The organism is Tessaracoccus zhenghani, assembly GCF_055326325.1.
In genome coordinates, this window is record NZ_JBUZNQ010000007.1 from 1 (window position 1) to 19,774 (window position 19,774).

The window sequence follows — 19,774 nt, forward strand, 5'->3', positions numbered from 1 at the left end:
CCGGACCAGAGGCCGGGCCCTGATGACCAGCCTGATCGCCTCGGTCAGCCACGGCGTCCCCGCCGCGTTGACCGAGGTGATCACACTCGGCCGAACACTGAAGAAGCGAGCCGACGACGTGCTGGCCTACTTCGACCGGCCCGGCACCTCGAACGGTCCCACCGAGGCCCTCAACGGCCGCCTCGAACACCTCCGCGGATCAGCCCTCGGCTTCCGGAACCTCACCAACTACATCGCCAGATCACTGCTCGAGACCGGCGGATTCAGACCCCGACTACACCCTGGATTGTGATGAGCCACTTACCCCCCAGCGCAGCCATCACTGCGCGAACACTGCGAAGCCCACGCCCACCGTCATCGGGGAAAAAGTCACTTCAGCGGAAGGATCCCACAATGGCAACTCAACGCCGCGTCCAAGCGCAGGCCGAATCCGGGATGGAGCTCAACTATAGTTCGCCATTGCGACCGACGGCTCCTTGACAGCGTCTTTTTGGTCACCTGGCGCCGAGCGGGTTTTTCTGCGACGGGAAGGGAACTCGTTCCACATATCTGCGTACGGACTCCGGAATCGCCGCGTGAAGCGAAGAACCTCCGAAGCACCGTTGACGCTGGCAGAACGCAACAAGTACAACGGCTCCGATAGATATGGCATTCCCATCCAATCGAAGCGAGTTGGCCGCGAGAACGTGTGCTCGAAGCTGCGCGGACCCACGAACCTATGCTCACTTCTCCCCCATCGGTCTCTCTCGACGCTTAGGGGGACGAACAGGAGTCGACAGAAACCCAACGTCTCAATCAGAGTCAGCGCGCGACGGCTCGCCTCCAACGCGGCTTCGAGCTTTGAGATATCCGGCGCTGAACGACGGTAGTGAGCATAATCATTGCGCACCTGCGCGACATTTCCCTCACTTAGGAGTCGGGTCACCCTTTTGAGGCCCTGAGCAATCCGGTTTTGGCTGGCTTCCGTCAAATTGAGGAAGGGTAAAGTCGACGAGAAAAGGAACTCCTTTATATCGGTTTTACCCGCGAAAAGCGGGAACTGATCGGTCGCCCTGATGAAATCTTCACTCCGCTCCCTGCACTCACCCAAGAATCGACTCAGCGCACTAAACCCCGACGCAAGATTAGCGAGATCGACGCGATCGCCAGTGAAATCGCAAGAACCGGCAGGACTCGTCGCTACCGTATTCATGGTACTAAGGCCCTGCAGTCGATCCTCCTCTTCGTCGTAGGTGAAGGGCGTTTCGGTCGCAAGATGATCGTGCACCAGGGCCCAACTGGTGAATGCTAGTGAGTCAAGCAACAAGCCTTCAAGTTCCGTGAAATACGGAGACGCGGATTCCAAGAAGCGTTCCGATCCGCCGATCTCGGACGACTGAGTCAAAGCCCACAGCCGCTCGTGTCTCCGCCAGAAGCTTGAGTGAGGATCCTCGTCGGTGGCTACCTCAAAGCCAAGTTTCCAAAGCACGGCGTCCACGAGTTCACGGTCAGTGAGGCCGTCATAATCACCCAGGCCGACCTCCTCGCAGGCAGCTACCATATTGGTGCGCCGTGCTAGCACCAACCTCTCAAGCACCTGACGGGGAGGAGTGCGTTGGAAAAAGGATTCCAACCGCTCGTCCAAATCATCCACGTCGACGCCACGGAGTTGCCACTCCAGCTCTGCCACATCGGTGGCCTCATCGCGAAGATATAGCCGGTCGAGGAGTCGTCGCTCTCTCAGTAGGCCGAACCCCGGCATCGTGGACGAGAACCTTACCCCGAATTGCCCCAACTCTGCGCGCAACCTGAATGCTCCTGACGCGATCCTGTCGTTGATGACTGGCCGTCGAACCTCACCCCGGGGAACGCTGATGGCGCGGCTACGGACTAGCCTATCGAGAGAGGCGGAAATATCGTCTTCCTCTGCGAACAAGGCGACTTGGGTGAGTTGCGCGCGTGACATCGACTCTACAGCGGTAGCGGATGAGCCGACATTCAAGAACGACACAACTGCTTCACGCAACCGTCCGCCCGTAAAATCCATAAGATCAGCAATGAGCAATTTGAGCTCCTGGTCATCCAGGGCATCTCCCACTAGCGGGATGGTTACGGCACTCATTTTGTCCGCAAAGTGCGCATCCATATAACCGTTGATTTCGGAGACAAACTCCCACCATTCAGATCGGTCACCGCTCGCCTTCTTGAGCAGGGCTGACATCTTCTCACGGTGCTTGTTGATAGGCGCATTCGGGGACGTCTCCAAAGTGGCATGGTGGACTACCGGGCAGAGGGCATCCGCACAATGGTACGCAGGGACCTGCCGCGAGGCCTGCAAATGGCGGACGGCAGGGCTAACCTGCAGACCGTAAGGACCAATGGTGTACGCACCGTACTGGAAGACACCCGGCGGGAGACTCGCGAGAAGCTCCTGGGTCTCCTCGACGTTCAAAGTCGACTTCTCCTCCTCATACTTCATTGCGAAGGCGTCATACAGCTCCCGCCCAAAGATGAATGGAAACTTTAGTCGTCCATCCCTCAGTTCCTTTCCAATCGATTCGGCCAAGCGCGCTATGTCAGTTCCTTCTACGTCTATGAACAACTCCTCGTGGCCGACGTTGAGAAAGCACATGAGTTTCGCTTCTTTGGGAGGTACATTCTCCCTCTTGATTAGTTTATCGCGAATTGCCACCCCACTAGGTGACAGAGAGATGGCGTTGTTCAGTTCGTCGGATATAGAATATGAGTCAGCGATAAAAGAATCCGCCAAGATTTCAATCAGGTCACATATCTGTGAAAATCTGCGACGCCATTCCGAGTCGGTGTATGTGACTTTGAGATCTTCGACCGTGTGCTTGGCCATTCCGCCCCCTTGCGTGTTGTCGGGATCCTACCCAAACTCGTCCCGGCATGGAGTCTGTCGCGGGGTGGAAGGATGGGATCCGATGTATGCCCGGGCATCGGTTGCTGAGTGAGTTCTCACTCACTACACTTGATCCGTGACCCGCGCGACCCCCATGCCCCCACAGGAGCGACGAGCCTCCCTCGTAGAGGCGACCCTCCCCCTCCTCCTCCAACACGGACCCTCCCTCACCACCAAGCAGGTGGCCGAGGCCGCCGGCGTGGCTGAGGGCACCATCTTCCGTGCCTTCACCTCGCTCCCCGACCTCATCGCCGCCACCACGCGTGAGGCGCTCTCAGCTGCACGTCTGCAGCGGGACATCGCCGCCGTCGAACCAGGCGACACCCTCCTCTCGAAGTCGCACGCAGCCATCGCCATCCTCACCCAGCGCATGGCCGACATCCGCAACCTCCTGCACACCGTCCACCACAGCCCAGAGTCCGACGGCGGGGCCTGCCTCCGCGACGAACTCGAAGCTCGCCGCGACGAACTCGAGGCCTGGCTCCTCGGCCAGCTCGAGCCCCACGTCGACGAACTTTCGATCGAGCCCCAGGCCTACGTCGAGTTCCTGCGCACCATCGCGCTGGGCCACGTGTTCAACTACACGCACGGCTCCGCAGCCCTCACTCCCGAAACCCTCGCCTCCCTCGCCCTCTCCGGCGCCCGAAAGGCCAACTAGTGCTCTCCCGCCTGGCGCGGCTCATCAACCGCTATATCCGCCCCTACTGGGGCCTCCTCTCCATCGTGATCGTGCTGCAGACCATCGCCACCATCATGAGCCTCTACCTCCCCACCCTCAACGCCCGCATCATCGATGAGGGCGTCGTGAAGGGCGACCCCGGCTTCATCTGGGGCACCGGCGGCATCATGCTGCTGCTGTCGGCCGTCCAGGGCGCCGCGCAGATCGGCGCGGTCTGGGCCGGCGCGAACGCGGCCATGCAGTTCGGCCGCGACGTCCGCACCGCCATCTTCAACCGCGCGCTGAGCTTCTCCACGCAGGAGCTCAACAAGTTCGGCGCGCCGTCGCTGATCACCCGCAACACCAACGACGTGCAGCAGGTGCAGATGCTGGTCCTCATGACCGCGGTCATGCTGGTCTCGGCACCCATCACCATGGTGGGCGGCGTGTTCATGGCGCTGCGTGAAGACGCCGGGCTGTCCTGGATCATCCTGGCCGCCGTCGTCATCCTGGGCATCGGCATCGTCGTGCTCATCGTCAACATGGGGCCGCTGTTCGAGAAGATGCAGAAACGCATCGACTCCCTCAACCGCGTGCTCCGCGAGCAGATCACCGGCATCCGCGTCGTGCGCGCGTTCGTCCGCGAACCCCACGAGGCAGTCCGCTTCGAGAAGACCAACGCCGAACTGGTGGACGTCACCACCAAGGTGGGCCGCCTCATGGCCTTCCTCTTCCCCTTCGTCGGGTTCATCATGAACCTCTCGACGGTGGGCGTGATGTGGTTCGGTGCGCACCGCATCGAATCCGGCGACATCCAGATCGGCCAGCTCACCGCGTTCATCGCCTACCTCATGCAGATCCTCATCTCCGTGATGATGACCACCATGCTGCTGGTGATGGCGCCCCGCGCCGCCGTCTCCGCAGACCGCATCATGGAGGTCCTCGACACCGAGTCCTCCGTCGCGCCGCCGGCCCACCCGCAGCAGGCGACCATGGTGCGCGGCAACGTAGTCTTCGACGGCGTAAGCTTCGCCTACCCGGGCGCCGAGGCCCCGGTCATCAAGGACGTCTCCTTCACGCTCACCCCCGGTAAGACCACGGCGATCATCGGCTCCACCGGCGCCGGCAAGTCGACGCTCGTCAACCTCATCCCCCGCCTGTTCGACGCGACGGGCGGCCGCGTCCTCGTCGACGGCGTGGACGTGCGCGACTACGACCCGGACGACCTCTGGGCCCGCATCGGCCTCATCCCCCAGAAGCCGTACCTGTTCACCGGCACGGTGGGCAGCAACCTGCGCTACGGCAAGCCGGACGCCACCGACGACGAACTGTGGGAGGCGCTCACCGTCGCCCAGGCCGCGGATTTCGTCCGTGAACGCGACGGGCAGCTCGAGTCGAGCATCGTCCAGGGCGGCACCAACGTCTCCGGCGGTCAGCGCCAGCGCCTCGCCATCGCCCGCGCGTTGGTGAAGAAGCCCGGCGTGTACGTGTTCGACGACTCCTTCTCCGCGCTCGACGTCGCCACCGACGCACGGCTCCGCGCCGCGCTCGCCCCGGTGACGCGCGAATCGTCGGTGCTGGTGGTCGCCCAGCGCATCTCCACCATCACCGCCGCCGACGAGATCCTGGTCATGGACCACGGGCAGATCGTCGGCCGCGGCACCCACGAAGAGCTCCTCGAGAGCAACCCGACGTATCAAGAGATCGTCGAATCCCAGCTCAGCGCGGAGGAGGCGGCCTGATGACCGACACGACCACCACCCAGAACCCCGACGACGACATGGCCCTGCCCGTCAAGGCCAACGAGCGCCCCAAGCACGGCCCCGGCCGCCAGATGGGCCCTGGCGGCCACGGCATGGGCACCGGAGAGAAGGCCGCCAACTTCGGCGTCTCCGCGCGGCGTCTCCTGCGCAACCTCCGGCCCGAGCGCGCCTGGATCATCACCGCCATCGCGCTGGGCACCCTCTCCGTCGCGCTCGGCGTGGTCGGCCCGAAGATCCTGGGCCTGGCCACCGACAAGATGCTCGAGGGCATCGTCGGCAAGCAGTTCCCGGCGACCGCCACCAAGGAACAGATCATCCAGGGCGCCGAGGCGCAGGGGCAGACCGAGTTCGCCGACCTACTCCGTAACCTCAACTTCGTCCCCGGCGAAGGCATCGACTTCGGCGCCATCGGCAGCATCCTGATGCTGGTGCTGGCGCTGTACGTGGCGTCCTTCGCGTTCTCCTACCTCCAGGGCTGGATCCTCAACGGCGCCGTGCAGCGCACCATCTACGACATGCGCCAGCGCGTCTCCGCCAAGCTGGACAGGCTGCCGCTGCGCTACTTCGACAAGCAGCCCCGCGGCGAGGTCCTCAGCCGCGTCACCAACGACATCGACAACGTGTCGCAGACGCTGCAGCAGACGCTGTCGCAGCTGCTCAACTCGCTGCTCATGGTGGTGGGCGTGCTGATCATGATGTTCTGGATCTCGCCGACGCTGGCACTCGTCGCCCTGGTCAGCATCCCCGTCGCTGTGCTCATCACGGCCATCATCGGCAAGCGCTCCCAGAAACTGTTCGCGCAGAACTGGAAGTCGACGGGTGAGCTCAACGCGCACATCGAAGAGGCGTTCACGGGCCACGCGCTGGTGAAGGTGTTCGGCCGCCAGAAGGAGGTCGAGGCGGTCTTCGCCGAACGCAACGACGAGCTGTACAAGGCCGGCTTCGGCGCCCAGTTCATCTCCGGCATCATCATGCCGCTGATGTTCTTCGTCGGGAACCTCAACTACGTGGTGATCGCGGTGCTCGGTGGCCTGAGGGTCGCCACGGGACAGATGAACATCGGCGACGTGCAGGCCTTCATCCAGTACAGCCGCCAGTTCACGCAGCCGCTGACCCAGGTGGCGTCGATGGCCAACCTCATGCAGTCGGGTGTCGCCTCCGCGGAGCGCGTCTTCGAACTGCTGGACGCCGAAGAGATGACCGGGCTCGACACGTTCGCCGAGTCTGGCCAGGCGCAGAGCGCAGGCCAGGCGGGAGCGCCCGGCAACGTGACGGGCCGCATCGAGTTCGAGCACGTCGACTTCTCGTACTCCCCCGACAAGCCGCTGATCCGCGATCTCAACCTGGCCGCCGAGCCCGGCCAAACCGTCGCCATCGTCGGCCCCACCGGAGCCGGCAAGACCACGTTGGTCAACCTCATCATGCGGTTCTACGACCTCGACAGCGGCCGCATCACCATCGACGGCGTGGACATCGCCATGCTCCCGCGCGGCGAGGTGCGCCGGAACATCGGCATGGTGCTGCAGGACACCTGGCTGTTCGGCGGGACCATCTGGGACAACATCGCCTACGGCCGCCCGGACGCCACCCCGGACGAGATCATCGAGGCCGCCAAGGCCACGTTCGTCGACCGCTTCGTGCACTCGCTGCCGGACGGTTACGACACGGTGATCGACGAGGAGGGCTCGAACGTGTCGGCGGGCGAGAAGCAGCTCATCACGATCGCCAGGGCGTTCCTGGCCGACCCTGCGCTGCTCATCCTCGACGAGGCCACCAGCTCCGTGGACACGCGCACCGAGCTGCTGCTGCAGCACGCCATGGCCGCGCTGCGGACCGGGCGCACGTCGTTCGTGATCGCCCACCGGTTGTCCACCATTCGCGACGCAGACCTCATCCTCGTGATGGAGGACGGGGCCATCGTCGAGAAGGGCGACCACCACGAACTGCTGGCAGCCGAGGGTGCGTATTACGACCTGTACCAGTCGCAGTTCGCGGCGGCGATCGAGGACTGACGGGTAGATCCGCGCACCGCTGGCGCGCGCCGGAACCCCCGGGCACGGGGGGCCTGACCCAGGCCCCCACGGGTCCGGGGGTTCCTTCGTTCTAAACTGCGCCCACCCTTTGGGGTGGTTTTCGGAGAGGGGCGCCGACTTGAGCGATTTTGTCAGTGCGTTCTTATTTAATGGTACGTATGAACGAGACGCGCGAAGTGTTGCTGCAGGGCATGGCTGCCCTGTGGCAGGACATCGGCTCGCTGGGAATGAACCCGGAAGCCGACGTCCAGCGTCGCGCCCAGCTCGCGGCACTGTTGGACGAGGTCCAGGCTCAGGCCGCAGGCGCCCGGCTGCGACTGCTGCACGACGCACGCCTCGCAGCCGACGAAGCTCTGGTCGAGGGGGTGCGGCAGTCCGTGCGCACCACCACCGCCCAGGCCACCGCCTCCCTGAAGCTGGCGCTGGATCTCGGGGAGCGGTTCCCGCTGATCGCTGCGGCGTTGAACGACGGGGAGATCTCGTTGGCGCAGGCCGAAGCGATCGTCTCCGGGCTCCGGAAGCTCCCCAACGTTGTGACGCGTGCGGAGGTGGAACTGTGCCAGCGCTCCGTCCTGGCGGAGGTCCACAACCTCGGCCCGGACGAGTTGCGGGAGCTGGCCAGTCACGTGTTCCGGGTGATCGACCCCGACGGGGCCGAAGCCGAAGACAAGAAGAGGCTCGACGCCCAAGACCGCGCCGCCCACCGCAACCGGTACCTCACCATCACCCCAGATCACCACGGCGCCTCCCGCTTCACCGGCCTGCTGCCCACCGCCCAAGCGGAACTCCTCGCCGCCCAACTGGACGCGGTGACGCCGCCAGCATCGTCGTACCGCGACTCCGACGAACCCTCCGGCCCCGCCGTCCGCCGCGCGGACGCGTTGATGATCCTGGTCCACACCGCCGCCGCCACCGGGGAACTACCCGCCCACGGCGGGGACCGGCCACAGGTCCACATCACCGTCAACTACGACACCCTGCTCACCGGGCTGGGACGCGTCGACGTGCTCGGCGGCCACAGCCTAGGCGGCCTATCCGCCGCCGACGCCAGACACTTGGCCTGCGACGCGGACCTGATCCCCGTCGTCCTCGGCACCAACTCACAACCCCTGGACGTCGGGCGCAAACACCGCCTGTTCCCCGCAGGGATCCGCACCGCCCTCGCACTGCGCGACGGAGGCTGCGCGTTCCCCGGCTGCACCGCCAGACCTGCCTCGTGTGAGGCGCACCACATCGTCCCCTGGTGGGCAGGCGGAGAATCGTCGATCACCAACGCAGTGCTGTTGTGTCCCCACCACCACCGGCTCGTCGAACCAGACCCACACCAATCAGCCGAATCACAATGGCAGGTCCACCTCGACACGGACACCGGGATGGCCTGGTTCACCCCACCCCGGCATGTCGACCCGGCCCGGAGACCCAGACAAAACCGCAGGCACCTCCTACGCGAACACCTCACCTCCGCCAAGGCACCACCCTGCCCAGACGAACCCGACACCGCCGAACCGGAAGGCACCGGCGCCGTCGTCACGGGGCATGAACCTGTGGACCGGCCTGCAGACTTCAGCCACCTCGACGACCTCGTCGCGAGAACAGCCGCAATCTGGCAACCCGCTTGAGGCGGCGCTCTCCCACGCCGTGGGGAAAGTGAGGTACCCAGCGTGCGTTTCAACACCGGGCTTCCTCGCCGTCCTTCACGTTCGCCAACAGCATCCCTCCAAGACAAGGAAACAACAATGACGGAGACAACCACCACCCGCGAAGCCGATGTGGCAAGCAGAGATCTCGCCCACACTGGTACAGCCGCAGCCCGCACCGACCCACTGCTGCTCGCTCTGGTGCGCACGTTCAATAGTGCAGATGCCGATTGCGCGCTGAGCATCACCCTCAGCGTCCAGGGGGAGATCATCACGGGCACGCTCATCGGAGTCAGGCAATGGGCGACGTTGGCCGCGCAGCAACTGCGCCAGAGCAACGTCGCCGGCGGAGGACTGGAACTCGTAGCGGCAGCCATTGAAAGGACCTTCGCGCCAACGGAAGAAGACCCCGAACGAGCCGCGCCGGGAGACGAGATCCACCTCATGGACGCTGCCTACTTCGGTTCCGGCTCTCCGCTCCCTCCGGAGGGGAACCTGCTTTGGCGCGGCAAGCTCTCCAGCGTCGACGGATGGCACTGGGGCACCTACCTCGGCTGACGTGAGCCCGGGGAGCCATGCCCTCTCCCCCGACCTGCCGCTGCGGGCTGGCTCAGGGAGCGAGAACGTCCGCGATGACGAACGCGCTGGCGGCCGCCCAGGCCTGGGGCGGCAGCTCGCGGGGTACGGCATCGGGCTTAGGACCTCGCCACATCCCGTGCCTCGGGCGACTGCTGGGTTCGACGCCGTCCTTGGCCTCAAAGTCAGCGCTGGGCGCAACAGTGATGGCCAGTGCTGGGTGTGAAGCCTCACCGCGATTTGATTAGTTTAACTTTCAACCGTATGCTGGAGGCATGACTCTCGCACCCGAAACGCACATGGGCCGCCTCGAGCTGCGCGTCCGCGACCTGAAGCAGCAGCTCGCCTTCTACACCGACGGCGTGGGCCTCGTCCCGCTGTCGGACGAGCCCGGCGCCGTGACGCTCGGCCTGGGTCAGACCCCCATCGTCCGCCTCACCGAATCCCGCGACCTGCGCTCCGCGCCGCGTAGCGCCGCCGGCCTGTTCCATACAGCCGTGCTGTACAACGAACTGCCGGACCTGGCCCGCACCCTGGTGTCGATGTACACCAAGTACCCCGAGACCTATGCCGGCACGGGCGACCACCTGGTGTCGCAGGCGTTCTACTTCACAGACCCGGAGGGCAACGGCGTCGAGCTCTACCACGACCGCCCCCGCGACGAGTGGACCTGGATCGGCGACCAGGTGCAGATGAGCACCCTCTACATCGACCCCGAGAAGTTCGTGCGCACCCACCTCACGGACCAGCCCACCAGCCAGGCGGGCGAGCTGGGCCACGTGCACCTTCAGGTGGGCGACGTGGCGTCGGCCCAGAGGTTCTACGTCGATGCACTGGGCTTCAACCAGACGTTCCTGCTCGGCGGCCAGGCGCTGTTCGTGTCCGCCGGCGGCTACCACCACCACATGGCTATGAACGTGTGGAACTCCGCCGGCGCCGGCCCCCGTGCCAACACGCTGGGCATGGGCGTGGTGGACATCCTCGTGCCCACCGTCGACGAGGTCGCCAAGGCCGAGGAGCGCCTGCGCTCGGCCGGATTCGCCCCCACGCACGACGGGCGCACCCTCACGGTGCTCGACCCGTGGCGCAACGAGATCCGCCTCACCGCAGACGTCTGACGAACCCAGGGAGACCCCCAAATCTAGATTCGGTGTCACTCATGACCCCAGATCTGGATTTGGCATCCCGGGGCCCGCGATAGCCCCCATAGCGGCCCTCAGCGCGCAAGAATGGGTCATCCTCCCGAAAGGACTCCCCATGACCGATCTCTGGAGCCAGGACCCCCGGTACGCGCTGCGGGTCACACCCGATTTCGACCTGGCCACGTTCGACCGCAACTCCACCCCGGGCTGGGAGGGCAGCAAGGACGACGCCGAGGAGTACATCGCCGGCAACGAGAAGCTGCTGAACGAGCTCCAGGAACGGTTCTTCGCCCACGGTCGCTCCGGCGGCACGAAGAAGATCCTCGTCGTGGTGCAGGGCCTCGACACCGCGGGCAAGGGCGGCATCGCCCGCCACGTCTTCGGGTTGTTCGACCCCCAAGGCATCCGGCTCACCAGCTTCGGGGTGCCCACCGAGGAGGAGCGCGCCAACCACTACCTGTGGCGCGTCGAGAAGGCCCTCCCCCCGCCCGGCCTCATCGGGCTGTTCGACCGCTCCCACTACGAGGACGTGCTCGTGGTGCGGGTGGACGGCATCGTGGAGGAGGACGTCTGGTCCAAGCGCTACGACGAGATCAACGAGTGGGAGCAGAAGCTCGTCGACGACGACACCGTGGTGTTGAAGTTCGCCATGATGGTCTCGAAGGACGAGCAGGCCAAGCGACTGATGGAGCGCATCGACCGGCCGGACAAGCGGTGGAAGTACAACCCCGGCGACCTCGACACCCGAGCCAAGTGGGACGAGTTCCAGGAGGCCTACGCGGACGTCTTCCGCCTCACCACCACCGGCTACGCGCCGTGGATGGTGTTGCCCGCGGACCGGAAGTGGTACTCCCGGTTGGCGGTCACCGAGATCCTGCTGCGCACCCTCATCGACATGAACCTGCGCTGGCCGGAGCCCGAGGAGGGGTGGACGCCGGAGCGGGAACGCGCCCGCCTGGCGGAGACCATGAGCACCGAGGCGCTGGCCGAGAATTTCGCCGACACCGAGGAGACCGTGCGCGACGCGATCGACAACAGCCTCGAAGTGTCCGAGGACGCCGCCCGGATCCGTACCCAGGCCGAGCCGCGGGACGTGCGGGAGACCGCCGTCGCGGACGTGGAGGCGAAGCGGGCAGCGCTCCTGGCGGATCTCGACGCGACGCTGGCGCACAAGAGGGAGTTGCTCGACCAACGCGGTAGCGGCGTCGGGGAATAGGACTCAGACGAGTTCGACGGGGCGTTCCAGCGCGGTGCGCTCGTCGTCGGGCAGGTACCCCATCAGCAGCCTCAACGCGTCCACGCGGACGGAGCTCTCGACGCCGTCGATCTGGCGCAGCATGTCTGCGGCGATGACCTCTGCCTGCGTGCTGCGCGGCGTGTACTGCCATGCGCGGGCGACCAGCTCGCGGTCCACCAGTTGCTTCTTCGCCAGACGGTCGAGCACGGTCATCACAGTCGTGTACGCGAGCTCCCGCTCTTCGGAGAGCTTGGCGTGCACGTCGGCGACACTCATGGGCGCTTGTGCGGCCCAGAGCACCTCCATCACACGCTGCTCGAGTTCACCCCTGGATGACATGGGCCAAGCATAGGCGCTACTCGCCCCAGTTTTAGCGACAGGTTGTCGAAGTACGACGCAAAGTAGTACCGTGCGGCCATGGATCCTGTGATTCTCGCACGGTGGCAATTCGGGATCACCACCGTCTACCACTATCTCTTCGTCCCCATCACGATCGCCATGTCAATGCTCGTGGCCGTCCTCCAGACACTGTGGGTGCGCACCGGCAAGGACGCCTACCTGCGCCTCACCAAATTCTTCGGCAAGCTCTTCCTGATCAACTTCGCGTTGGGTGTCGTGACCGGCATCGTGCAGGAGTTCCAGTTCGGCATGAACTGGTCCGAGTACTCGCGCTTCGTCGGCGACGTCTTCGGGGCCCCGCTCGCGCTCGAGGCGCTGCTGGCCTTCTTCCTCGAGTCCACGTTCCTGGGCCTGTGGATCTTCGGCTGGGACAAGCTCCCCAAGTGGCTGCACCTCATGGCCATCTACATGGCCGCGTTCGGCACCATGCTGTCGGCTGTGTTCATCCTCGCGGCGAACTCGTGGATGCAGCACCCCGTCGGCACCATCTTCAACAACGGCCGCGCCGAACTCGACGGCGTCGACGGCTTCCTCCAGGTGCTGACCAACCCGGTGTTCCTCGTCACGTTCCCCCACGTCATCTTCGCTGCCTACATGGTGGCCGGCGGCCTGCTGGCCGCCATCGGCGGCTGGCACCTGGCCAGGATCAACCGCGACGGCGAGGCCAAGCCCGGCGACACGCAGGCCTACCGGTTCGCCACCAAGTTCGGCGCCTGGGTGCTGCTCGTGGCCTCCGTCGGTGTCATCTTCACCGGCGACCTCCAGTCCAAGATCATGACCGAGGTGCAGCCCATGAAGATGGCCGCCGCCGAGGGACTGTTCTACACGGAGGAGAACGCCTCGTTCTCCATCGTGACGATCGGCAACCTGGAGGGCACGGAGGAAGTCTTCGCCATCAAGATCCCCGGCCTGCTGTCCACCCTCTCGGGCCACGAAACGGTCAAGGGCATCAACAACCTGCGCGACGAGTACGCCGCCAACGGCTTCCAGCGCTTCGACGAGACCAAGACCACGCTCCAGACCCAGTACGCGGCCGAACTCCAGGCCAACTACGAGGTGGACCCCATGCCCAACGTGGCCGTGTCCTACTGGACCTTCCGGCTCATGATCGGCCTGGGCTTCATCGGCATCGCGATCGCGGCCTTCACCCTGTGGAGCGTGCGCAAGGACCGCCTACCGAAGTACAGCCTGCTCTGGACGCTGCTCATGTTCGCCATGCCGCTGCTGCCGCTGTTCTCCAACTCGTTCGGCTGGATCTTCACCGAGATGGGCCGCCAGCCGTGGCTGGTCGCCGGCGTGCTGCCCACCCAGGCAGGCGTCTCCGCCTCCGTCTCGGCGGGCGAGGTGCTGTTCTCCATGATCGTCTTCACCCTCCTCTACGGCGGCCTGGCCGTCCTCGAGGTGTGGCTGTTCCTCAAGTACGCGAAGGCCGGTCTCCCAGAGGTCGCCCCCGTCGAGGTACAGACGGATGCCGACGCCCCGATGAGCTTCGCTTACTGACAGGTTGAGACATGTTGAATCTGCTTGAAACCACCGTTCAGACCCCGATCCTCGTGGCCGTCTGGTTCGTCCTGGTCGCCGTCCTCTGGATCGGCTTCTTCTTCCTCGAAGGCTTCGACTTCGGCGTGGCCATGCTCATCCCCGTGTTCGGCAAGAACGAGAAGGAGAAGCGCGTCATCGTCAACACCATCGGCCCCCTGTGGGACGGCAACGAGGTGTGGCTGCTGACCGCGGGCGGCGCGATGTTCGCCGCCTTCCCTGGCTGGTACGCGACGACGTTCTCCGCGTTGTACCTGCCGCTCCTGCTCGTGCTCGTCGGGCTGATCCTGCGTGGCGTGGCGTTCGAGTACCGCTCGAAGCACCACGACTCGAAGTACCGCTCGATGCTCGACTGGTTCGCCACCATCGGCTCCTTCATCCCGTCGCTGGTGCTCGGTGTGGGCTTCGCCAACTTCGTCGTGGGTCTGCCGCAGGCCACCGTCGACACCCCCGTGGGGCCGGCGCCGCTGTTCGACGGCACCTTCTGGGGCCTCTTCGGGCCGTTCGCCCTGCTCGGCGGCGTGCTGCTCGTGGTGCTGTTCCTGGTGCACGGTTCGATGTTCCTGGCACTGAAGACCAGCGGCATCATCCACGACCGGGCCAAGGCGTTCGCGTCGAAGGTCGGCTGGCTGGCCGCTGCGCTCGTCGCGCTCTTCGTGATCGGGCAGAACATCTTCTGGCCGGCCACCTCCGAGTTCGGCGACTTCTCGATCTACGCCTGGGTGGCCGGGGCGGTCGCGATCATCGCGATCGTGGCGGGCACGCTGCTGATCACCAAGGGCCGTGACGGCTGGGGCTTCATCTCCACCGGCATCACCGTGGTCGCGCTGTTCGTCGGGATCTTCCTGAAGATGTACGGCAACCTGGGCTTCGCCCAGAACGAGACCATCGCCATCGGCGAGCGCCTCACCATGCTCTCGGCCGCGTCGTCGCCCACCACGCTGACCATCATGACCTGGGCAGCGGTGATCTTCGTTCCCATCGTGATCGCCTACCAGAGCTGGAGCTACTACGTCTTCAGTAAGCGGATCTCGACGAAGAACATCCCCGACGAGGTCCACGTGGCCGCCTGACTCGGATCCGCCTTGCGGAAACGTCCCGGTCCGCCCACATTCGGGCGATCGGGACGTTTCCGCAAGGTCAAGTTTCACAACCCTGATACCCATGGGGGTATTCTGAGTCCGTGCGCAAGTTATTCCTCGCCCTGATCCTGGCCCTGACAGCCCTCCTCGCCGCGTGCGGTGACGAGGCCCCCTCCGAGTTCCCCGCCGACGCCGTCTTCCTCGACGTGCGGACCCCCGACGAGTACGACGCCGGGCACGTCGACGGCGCCCGCAACATCGACTTCTACGCCCCTGACTTCGCCGACCAATTGGCGGAGCTGCCCCGGGACGCCACCTACGTCGTGTACTGCCAGAGCGGCAACCGCTCCGGCCAGGCCAAGGCGGCGATGGACGAGTTGGGCTTCACCGACGTCATCGACGGCGGGGCGTACTCCAGCCTGAGCTGACCCGCCCTGACCGGGTCCAGCCCACATTCCCCTGTGTGGAAGGATGATTGAGTGGCCGGACCCATCCATCCCAGACTCCTGAAGCGCGCCGAGGCGACCCGCAGGTTCCTGGTGGCCACGGTGGTCGTCGGCGTGGTCACGGCGGGGCTGCTGATCGCTCAGGCCAGGCTCATCGCCGACTGGGTCACCCTGGCGTTCGACACCGGCGGCTTCCCATCCGGCTGGGGCACCGCCCTGGTGCTGCTGCTCCTCGTGTTCCTCGGCCGCGGCCTCCTGTCCTGGCTCAACTCGTGGCTGGCGCACCGCAGCGCGGCCTCCGTGAAGTCGACGCTGCGTCGCGACGTGCTGGCGGCCAGGCTGGCCACCCCGGTGGGGGCCACGTCGTCGGCGTCCCTGCTGCGCACCGTCACGCAGGGCCTGGACGCGCTCGACGGCTACTTCAGCAAGTACCTCCCCCAACTCGGCCTGGCCCTCACCGTGCCGCTGCTCGTGGGCGGCACCATCCTGCTGGCAGATTGGCAGTCCGCGCTGATCATCGCGTTCACCCTGCCGCTCATCCCGGTGTTCATGGCGCTGATCGGGTGGACGACGGAGAAGGCCACGCGGCACTCGTACTCCGTGGCCGACCGGTTGGCCAACCACTTCGGCGACCTCATCAGCGGCCTCCCCACGCTGCAGGCGTTCGCGCGGGCCCGGGCCCAGAAGCGCGGCGTGGACCTCACCGAGGAGCAGTACCGCGGCGCCACCATGAAGGTGCTCTACATCTCGTTCCTGTCGGCGTTCGCGCTGGAGTTGCTGGCGTCGCTGTCGGTGGCGATCGTCGCGGTAACGGTGGGCTTCCGGCTGGTGTACGGCGACGTCGACTTCACCACCGCCCTCTTCGTCCTCATTCTCGCGCCGGAGGCCTTCCTGCCCGTGCGGCAGGTGGGCGTGCACTTCCACGACTCGGCCGACGGCATCGCGGCCGCCGACGCCGCGTTCGAGGTGATCGACGCGGCCCAGACCCATGCGGGAACGCTGCCGGCCCCGGCGGGCGCCCTCGTCCTGGACGCCGTATCGTTCACCTATCCCGGAGCGGCGGAGCCCGCCGTCGACCGGCTCGACCTGCGGGTGGAGCCCGGCGAGGTGGTGGCGCTGAGCGGGTCCTCGGGGGGCGGGAAGTCCACGACGTTGGCCATGACCATGGGCTTCCTCACACCGGATTCCGGCACGGTGTCCGTGGGCGGCGTCTCCCTGGCGGCCATCGACCTGGCCTCGTGGCGCGCCCAGGTGGCGTGGGTGGCGCAGGAACCGGGGCTGGTCAACGGCACCGTCGGCGACAACGTGGCGCTCGGCCACCCCTCGGCCCCGAAGGCAGAGCTCGCCCGCGCGCTGGCCGACGCGGGCGCTGATTTCGGCCTCGACAAGCACGTCGGCGACGACGGCGAGGGCCTGTCCGCCGGCGAGCGGCGCCGCGTAGCGCTGGCCCGCGCGTTGGTGCGGATCAGGCTCGGCGGCGCGCGGCTGCTCGTGCTCGACGAGCCGACGGCCGGCCTGGACGCCGCCACGGAGGCGCACGTCATCGGGGCCGTCCGCGCGACGGGCGCCGGGGCCCTCATCGTCAGCCATCGGCCCGCCGTGCTGGCCGCCGCCGACCGCGTGGTGGAGGTGGTGCCGGCATGAGGAAGACGATCCTCCTGGCCCGGGAGTTGATGGACGCGACGCCCAAGGGTCGCCGTCGGTTCCTGCTGGCGGTGCTGCTGGCGATGCTCGCCTCCAGTTCCTCCGTCGCGCTGCTGGGCGTCTCCGCCTGGCTGCTGTCGTTCGCCGCGATGGCGCCGCCGGTGCTGTACCTGCAGGCCGCCGCCGTGGGCGTGCGCGCGTTCGCCATCTCGCGGGGCGTCTTCCGCTACCTGGAGCGCACCGTCGGCCACGACCTGGCGCTGCGCATGCAGACGGCGCTGCGGGTGCGCGTCTACGAGAAACTGGCCGCCACCACCCTGATCGGCAGGCGTCGCGGCGACCTGCTCACCCGCGTCGTGGCCGACGTCACCGCCATCCAGGACCTCGTGGTGCGCGTGGTGATCCCGTTCGTCTCGGCCGCGCTGGTCGTCGTGGCCACCACGGTGATGTTCAGCGTGTTCAACTGGCCCACCGCCCTCGCGCTGCTGGCGACCGCGCTGCTGGCCGGGGTGGTGCTGCCGTGGTGGACCCAGCGGGCCAGCCTCGCCGTCGACCTGGCGGCGGTGCCCACCCGGGGTCGCCTGGCGGACGGCGTGCGCGAACTGGCGCGGACCGCCACGGATCTGGTGGCCTACGGAGCCGAGGCCGCTGCGCTCGACAGGCTGCTGGGGATCGACGATGAACTGCGCCGGCAGGAGGCCCGCGGCGCCTGGATCCGCGGCATCGCGACGGGTGGCCAGCTCGTGGCCTCGGGGCTGGCCGTCGGAGCAGCGCTGTGGTTCGGCACCGGAGCCCTGACGGCCGGAGACCTGGACCCCCGCCTGCTGGCCGTGCTCGTCCTCACCCCGCTGGCGCTGCACGAGGTGCTCGGCACCTTCGCGCAGGCGGCGCAGACCTACACCCGGGCGCGCTCCGCGCTCGGCCGCCTCTCCGAGGTGCTGGAGGCCGAGCCTGTCGGCACCGGAGACGTCGTGCCCGGCGAAGGAGCCCCGGGCCTCCTGCTGGAGGACGCGACCATCGGCTGGCCGCTGCCCGACGGCGACTCCGTGGTGGTCCAGGAGCACGTCTCCCTGTCGGTGGCCCCGGGCGAGCGGGTGGCGCTGGTGGGACAGTCCGGCGTCGGCAAGACGACCCTCGCCGCCACCGCCATGGGGCTCATCCCCCCGCTGGCCGGCCGTGTGTCGAGGGGCGGTCGCGTCGGCTACCTGGAGCAGGACGCCCACATCTTCGCCACCACGGTCGCGGAGAATGTGCGCATCGGCGACAAGGACGCCACCGATGGGGCCATCCTCGACGCACTGGCGAAGGCCGGGCTGCCGATGGACCCGCAGCGACGGCTGGGCGAATCAGGCACGACGATCAGCGGTGGCGAGCGTCGTCGCCTCGCGCTGGCGCGGCTCCTGGTGGGCACGCGGGACCTCATCATCCTCGACGAGCCCACCGAGCACCTGGACCGCGAGACCGCCGACGCGCTGATGCGCGACGTGTGGGCCGCCTTCGCGGACGAGCCCGTTCTGGTCATCACGCACGACCCGGACGTGGTGGCTCTGTGCAGCAGGGTGGTGCGGATGAACCCCGCCAGCGAGTCGGCCTCCCCCGTGGTCAGCGGAAGCTCATAGCCACCTGGCGTCCCGCTTCCCTCGCCACTGCGATGGGGTCCGCCAGGGCGCGCTCACCGGCAAGGTCCCAGAGCGCGACGGCGAGGCCGTGGAAGTCCACCTCCCGGCAGCCGGCCACCAGGGCGACAGGCAGGTCCCTTCCCCGCGCCTCCGCCACCTCGGCAGCAATCTGCCGCACCACGTCGACGGCCTTGCCGCTGAAGCTCTGGGCGTCGAACGAGCCCTCCCCCGTCACCACGAGATCAGCGTCCTCCATGGCTTCGCGCAGCCCGATCGCGTCGGCCACCACCCGGGCGCCGGAGGTGGTGGTGGCGCCCCAGAGCTGCAGCGCGAAGCCTGCGCCGCCCGCCGCGCCGGCGCCGGGTGCGCGGGGGTCGCCCCCCACCAACGCGGCCCAGTGCGCGAGGTTGGCGTCCATCTCCTCCACCAGGGAGGCGCCGCCCTTCTGCGGCCCGAACACTGCGGCCGCACCGTCGGGGCCGAGCAGCGGGTTGGTCACGTCGGACAGCACCAGCGCACCGCCTTCGGGCGGCGGCACGACGCCCGCCCACTCCACGGCCGTGATCCCCGGCAGTGCGGCGTTGCCCAACTGCTCCGTGAGCGCGGTCGGCTGAGGTGCGCGTGCCACGCTCAGGCCGAGCGCGACGAGCAGGCCCAGGCCCCCGTCGGTGGAGGCGCTGCCCCCGAGCGCAAGGAGGAGCCGGGTGGCGCCGGCGTCCAGCGCGGCGCGGATGGCCAGGCCGAGGCCGCGGGTGTGCGCCTCGCGCGGCGCCAGATGCCCGATCGTGGTGAGCCCGCAGCAATGGGCCAGCTCCACCACACCCGTGCCGTCCGGGAGCCGCACCCACGACGCATGCCGGAGGTTTCCGAGCGCGTCGACGGTGTCGAGCGGCAACCGTTCGGCCCCCGCGAGGGTGGCGAACGCGTCGAGGGTGCCCTCCCCGCCGTCGGCCATGGGGCGGATGGTCAGCCGGTCCGCCGGGCGCACGTCGACCCACCCGTCCGCGATCGCGCGGGCGGCCTGGACGGCGGTCATGGTCGACTTGAACGAGTCGGGTGCGATCACCACGCGCATGGACGACGGTAACCCGGAGGGG

The 19,774-nt window shown here is 66.9% G+C and carries 16 protein-coding genes; 13 read left to right on the forward strand and 3 right to left on the reverse strand.

The window, feature by feature from the left end; translation table 11 throughout:
• A partial coding sequence (locus ACZK4S_RS12800; protein WP_463644517.1) for a transposase occupies window positions 1-292 on the forward strand: 292 nt, incomplete at its 5' end.
• Between the two features lie 150 nt (window positions 293-442).
• On the opposite strand, the gene ACZK4S_RS12805 is transcribed toward ACZK4S_RS12800, so the two are convergent.
• A complete protein-coding gene (locus ACZK4S_RS12805) occupies window positions 443-2,842 on the reverse strand; it encodes a hypothetical protein (protein WP_463644518.1) in 2,400 nt (799 codons plus the stop codon).
• A 136-nt stretch (window positions 2,843-2,978) separates the two neighbouring features.
• Here ACZK4S_RS12805 and ACZK4S_RS12810 point away from each other — a divergent pair, with 136 nt between their 5' ends.
• The 7 genes from ACZK4S_RS12810 (at window position 2,979) to ACZK4S_RS12840 (ending at window position 11,927) form a co-directional block, all read left to right on the forward strand.
• Entirely contained in the window at window positions 2,979-3,560 is a 582-nt protein-coding gene (locus tag ACZK4S_RS12810) for a TetR/AcrR family transcriptional regulator (RefSeq protein WP_463644519.1), read from the forward strand.
• Window positions 3,560-5,302: an ABC transporter ATP-binding protein gene (locus ACZK4S_RS12815; RefSeq protein ID WP_463644520.1), complete on the forward strand. Its 1,743-nt coding sequence runs from the start codon at window positions 3,560-3,562 to the stop codon at window positions 5,300-5,302. Before ACZK4S_RS12810 ends, ACZK4S_RS12815 begins: the two co-directional genes overlap by 1 nt.
• Entirely contained in the window at window positions 5,302-7,335 is a 2,034-nt protein-coding gene (locus ACZK4S_RS12820) for an ABC transporter ATP-binding protein (RefSeq protein ID WP_463644521.1), read from the forward strand. Before ACZK4S_RS12815 ends, ACZK4S_RS12820 begins: the two co-directional genes overlap by 1 nt.
• A 179-nt stretch (window positions 7,336-7,514) precedes the next feature.
• Entirely contained in the window at window positions 7,515-8,975 is a 1,461-nt protein-coding gene (locus ACZK4S_RS12825; RefSeq protein ID WP_463644522.1) for an HNH endonuclease, read from the forward strand.
• A gap of 117 nt (window positions 8,976-9,092) precedes the next feature.
• Window positions 9,093-9,551 (forward strand): GvpU-like protein, encoded by a 459-nt coding sequence (locus tag ACZK4S_RS12830; RefSeq protein WP_463644523.1) that lies wholly within the window; start codon window positions 9,093-9,095, stop codon window positions 9,549-9,551.
• A 293-nt stretch (window positions 9,552-9,844) separates the two neighbouring features.
• Window positions 9,845-10,687: a VOC family protein gene (locus tag ACZK4S_RS12835; RefSeq protein ID WP_463644524.1), complete on the forward strand. Its 843-nt coding sequence runs from the start codon at window positions 9,845-9,847 to the stop codon at window positions 10,685-10,687.
• A 139-nt stretch (window positions 10,688-10,826) separates the two neighbouring features.
• Complete coding sequence (locus tag ACZK4S_RS12840; RefSeq protein ID WP_463644525.1) at window positions 10,827-11,927, forward strand: PPK2 family polyphosphate kinase; 1,101 nt, start codon at window positions 10,827-10,829, stop codon at window positions 11,925-11,927.
• Window positions 11,928-11,930: 3 nt separating this feature from the next.
• On the opposite strand, the gene ACZK4S_RS12845 is transcribed toward ACZK4S_RS12840, so the two are convergent.
• Window positions 11,931-12,287, reverse strand: a complete 357-nt coding sequence (locus ACZK4S_RS12845; RefSeq protein WP_463644526.1) for a BlaI/MecI/CopY family transcriptional regulator — start codon at window positions 12,285-12,287, stop codon at window positions 11,931-11,933.
• 78 nt (window positions 12,288-12,365) lie between these two features.
• Here ACZK4S_RS12845 and ACZK4S_RS12850 point away from each other — a divergent pair, with 78 nt between their 5' ends.
• From ACZK4S_RS12850 to cydC, 5 genes are all read left to right on the forward strand, one after another.
• Window positions 12,366-13,847 carry a cytochrome ubiquinol oxidase subunit I gene (locus ACZK4S_RS12850; RefSeq protein WP_463644527.1) on the forward strand — a complete coding sequence of 494 codons (1,482 nt, stop codon included), beginning with the start codon at window positions 12,366-12,368 and terminating at the stop codon, window positions 13,845-13,847.
• Between the two features lie 11 nt (window positions 13,848-13,858).
• Entirely contained in the window at window positions 13,859-14,959 is a 1,101-nt protein-coding gene (gene cydB, locus ACZK4S_RS12855; RefSeq protein ID WP_076062819.1) for a cytochrome d ubiquinol oxidase subunit II, read from the forward strand.
• Window positions 14,960-15,069: 110 nt separating this feature from the next.
• Complete coding sequence (locus ACZK4S_RS12860) at window positions 15,070-15,396, forward strand: rhodanese-like domain-containing protein (RefSeq protein WP_076062821.1); 327 nt, start codon at window positions 15,070-15,072, stop codon at window positions 15,394-15,396.
• Window positions 15,397-15,507: 111 nt separating this feature from the next.
• Window positions 15,508-17,058 (forward strand): thiol reductant ABC exporter subunit CydD, encoded by a 1,551-nt coding sequence (gene cydD / locus ACZK4S_RS12865; RefSeq protein ID WP_463644601.1) that lies wholly within the window; start codon window positions 15,508-15,510, stop codon window positions 17,056-17,058.
• Window positions 17,055-18,677 carry a thiol reductant ABC exporter subunit CydC gene (gene cydC, locus ACZK4S_RS12870; RefSeq protein WP_463644528.1) on the forward strand — a complete coding sequence of 541 codons (1,623 nt, stop codon included), beginning with the start codon at window positions 17,055-17,057 and terminating at the stop codon, window positions 18,675-18,677. The genes cydD and cydC overlap by 4 nt, the downstream gene beginning before the upstream one ends.
• On the opposite strand, the gene ACZK4S_RS12875 is transcribed toward cydC, so the two are convergent.
• A complete protein-coding gene (locus ACZK4S_RS12875) occupies window positions 18,661-19,752 on the reverse strand; it encodes a glycerate kinase (protein WP_463644529.1) in 1,092 nt (363 codons plus the stop codon). The two genes, cydC and ACZK4S_RS12875, sit on opposite strands and share 17 nt — an antisense overlap.
• Window positions 19,753-19,774 lie beyond the last annotated feature (22 nt).

Bases quoted from the DNA above. Each gene is read 5' to 3' on its own strand.
- ACZK4S_RS12805 (WP_463644518.1), bottom strand. From the start codon at position 2,842: ATGGCCAAGCACACGGTCGAAGATCTCAAAGTCACATACACCGACTCG.
- ACZK4S_RS12875 (WP_463644529.1), bottom strand. From the start codon at position 19,752: ATGCGCGTGGTGATCGCACCCGACTCGTTCAAGTCGACCATGACCGCC.
- ACZK4S_RS12845 (WP_463644526.1), bottom strand. From the start codon at position 12,287: ATGTCATCCAGGGGTGAACTCGAGCAGCGTGTGATGGAGGTGCTCTGG.
- ACZK4S_RS12825 (WP_463644522.1), top strand. From the start codon at position 7,515: ATGAACGAGACGCGCGAAGTGTTGCTGCAGGGCATGGCTGCCCTGTGG.
- ACZK4S_RS12830 (WP_463644523.1), top strand. From the start codon at position 9,093: ATGACGGAGACAACCACCACCCGCGAAGCCGATGTGGCAAGCAGAGAT.
- cydC (WP_463644528.1), top strand. From the start codon at position 17,055: ATGAGGAAGACGATCCTCCTGGCCCGGGAGTTGATGGACGCGACGCCC.
- cydB (WP_076062819.1), top strand. From the start codon at position 13,859: ATGTTGAATCTGCTTGAAACCACCGTTCAGACCCCGATCCTCGTGGCC.
- ACZK4S_RS12840 (WP_463644525.1), top strand. From the start codon at position 10,827: ATGACCGATCTCTGGAGCCAGGACCCCCGGTACGCGCTGCGGGTCACA.
- ACZK4S_RS12820 (WP_463644521.1), top strand. From the start codon at position 5,302: ATGACCGACACGACCACCACCCAGAACCCCGACGACGACATGGCCCTG.
- ACZK4S_RS12835 (WP_463644524.1), top strand. From the start codon at position 9,845: ATGACTCTCGCACCCGAAACGCACATGGGCCGCCTCGAGCTGCGCGTC.
- ACZK4S_RS12850 (WP_463644527.1), top strand. From the start codon at position 12,366: ATGGATCCTGTGATTCTCGCACGGTGGCAATTCGGGATCACCACCGTC.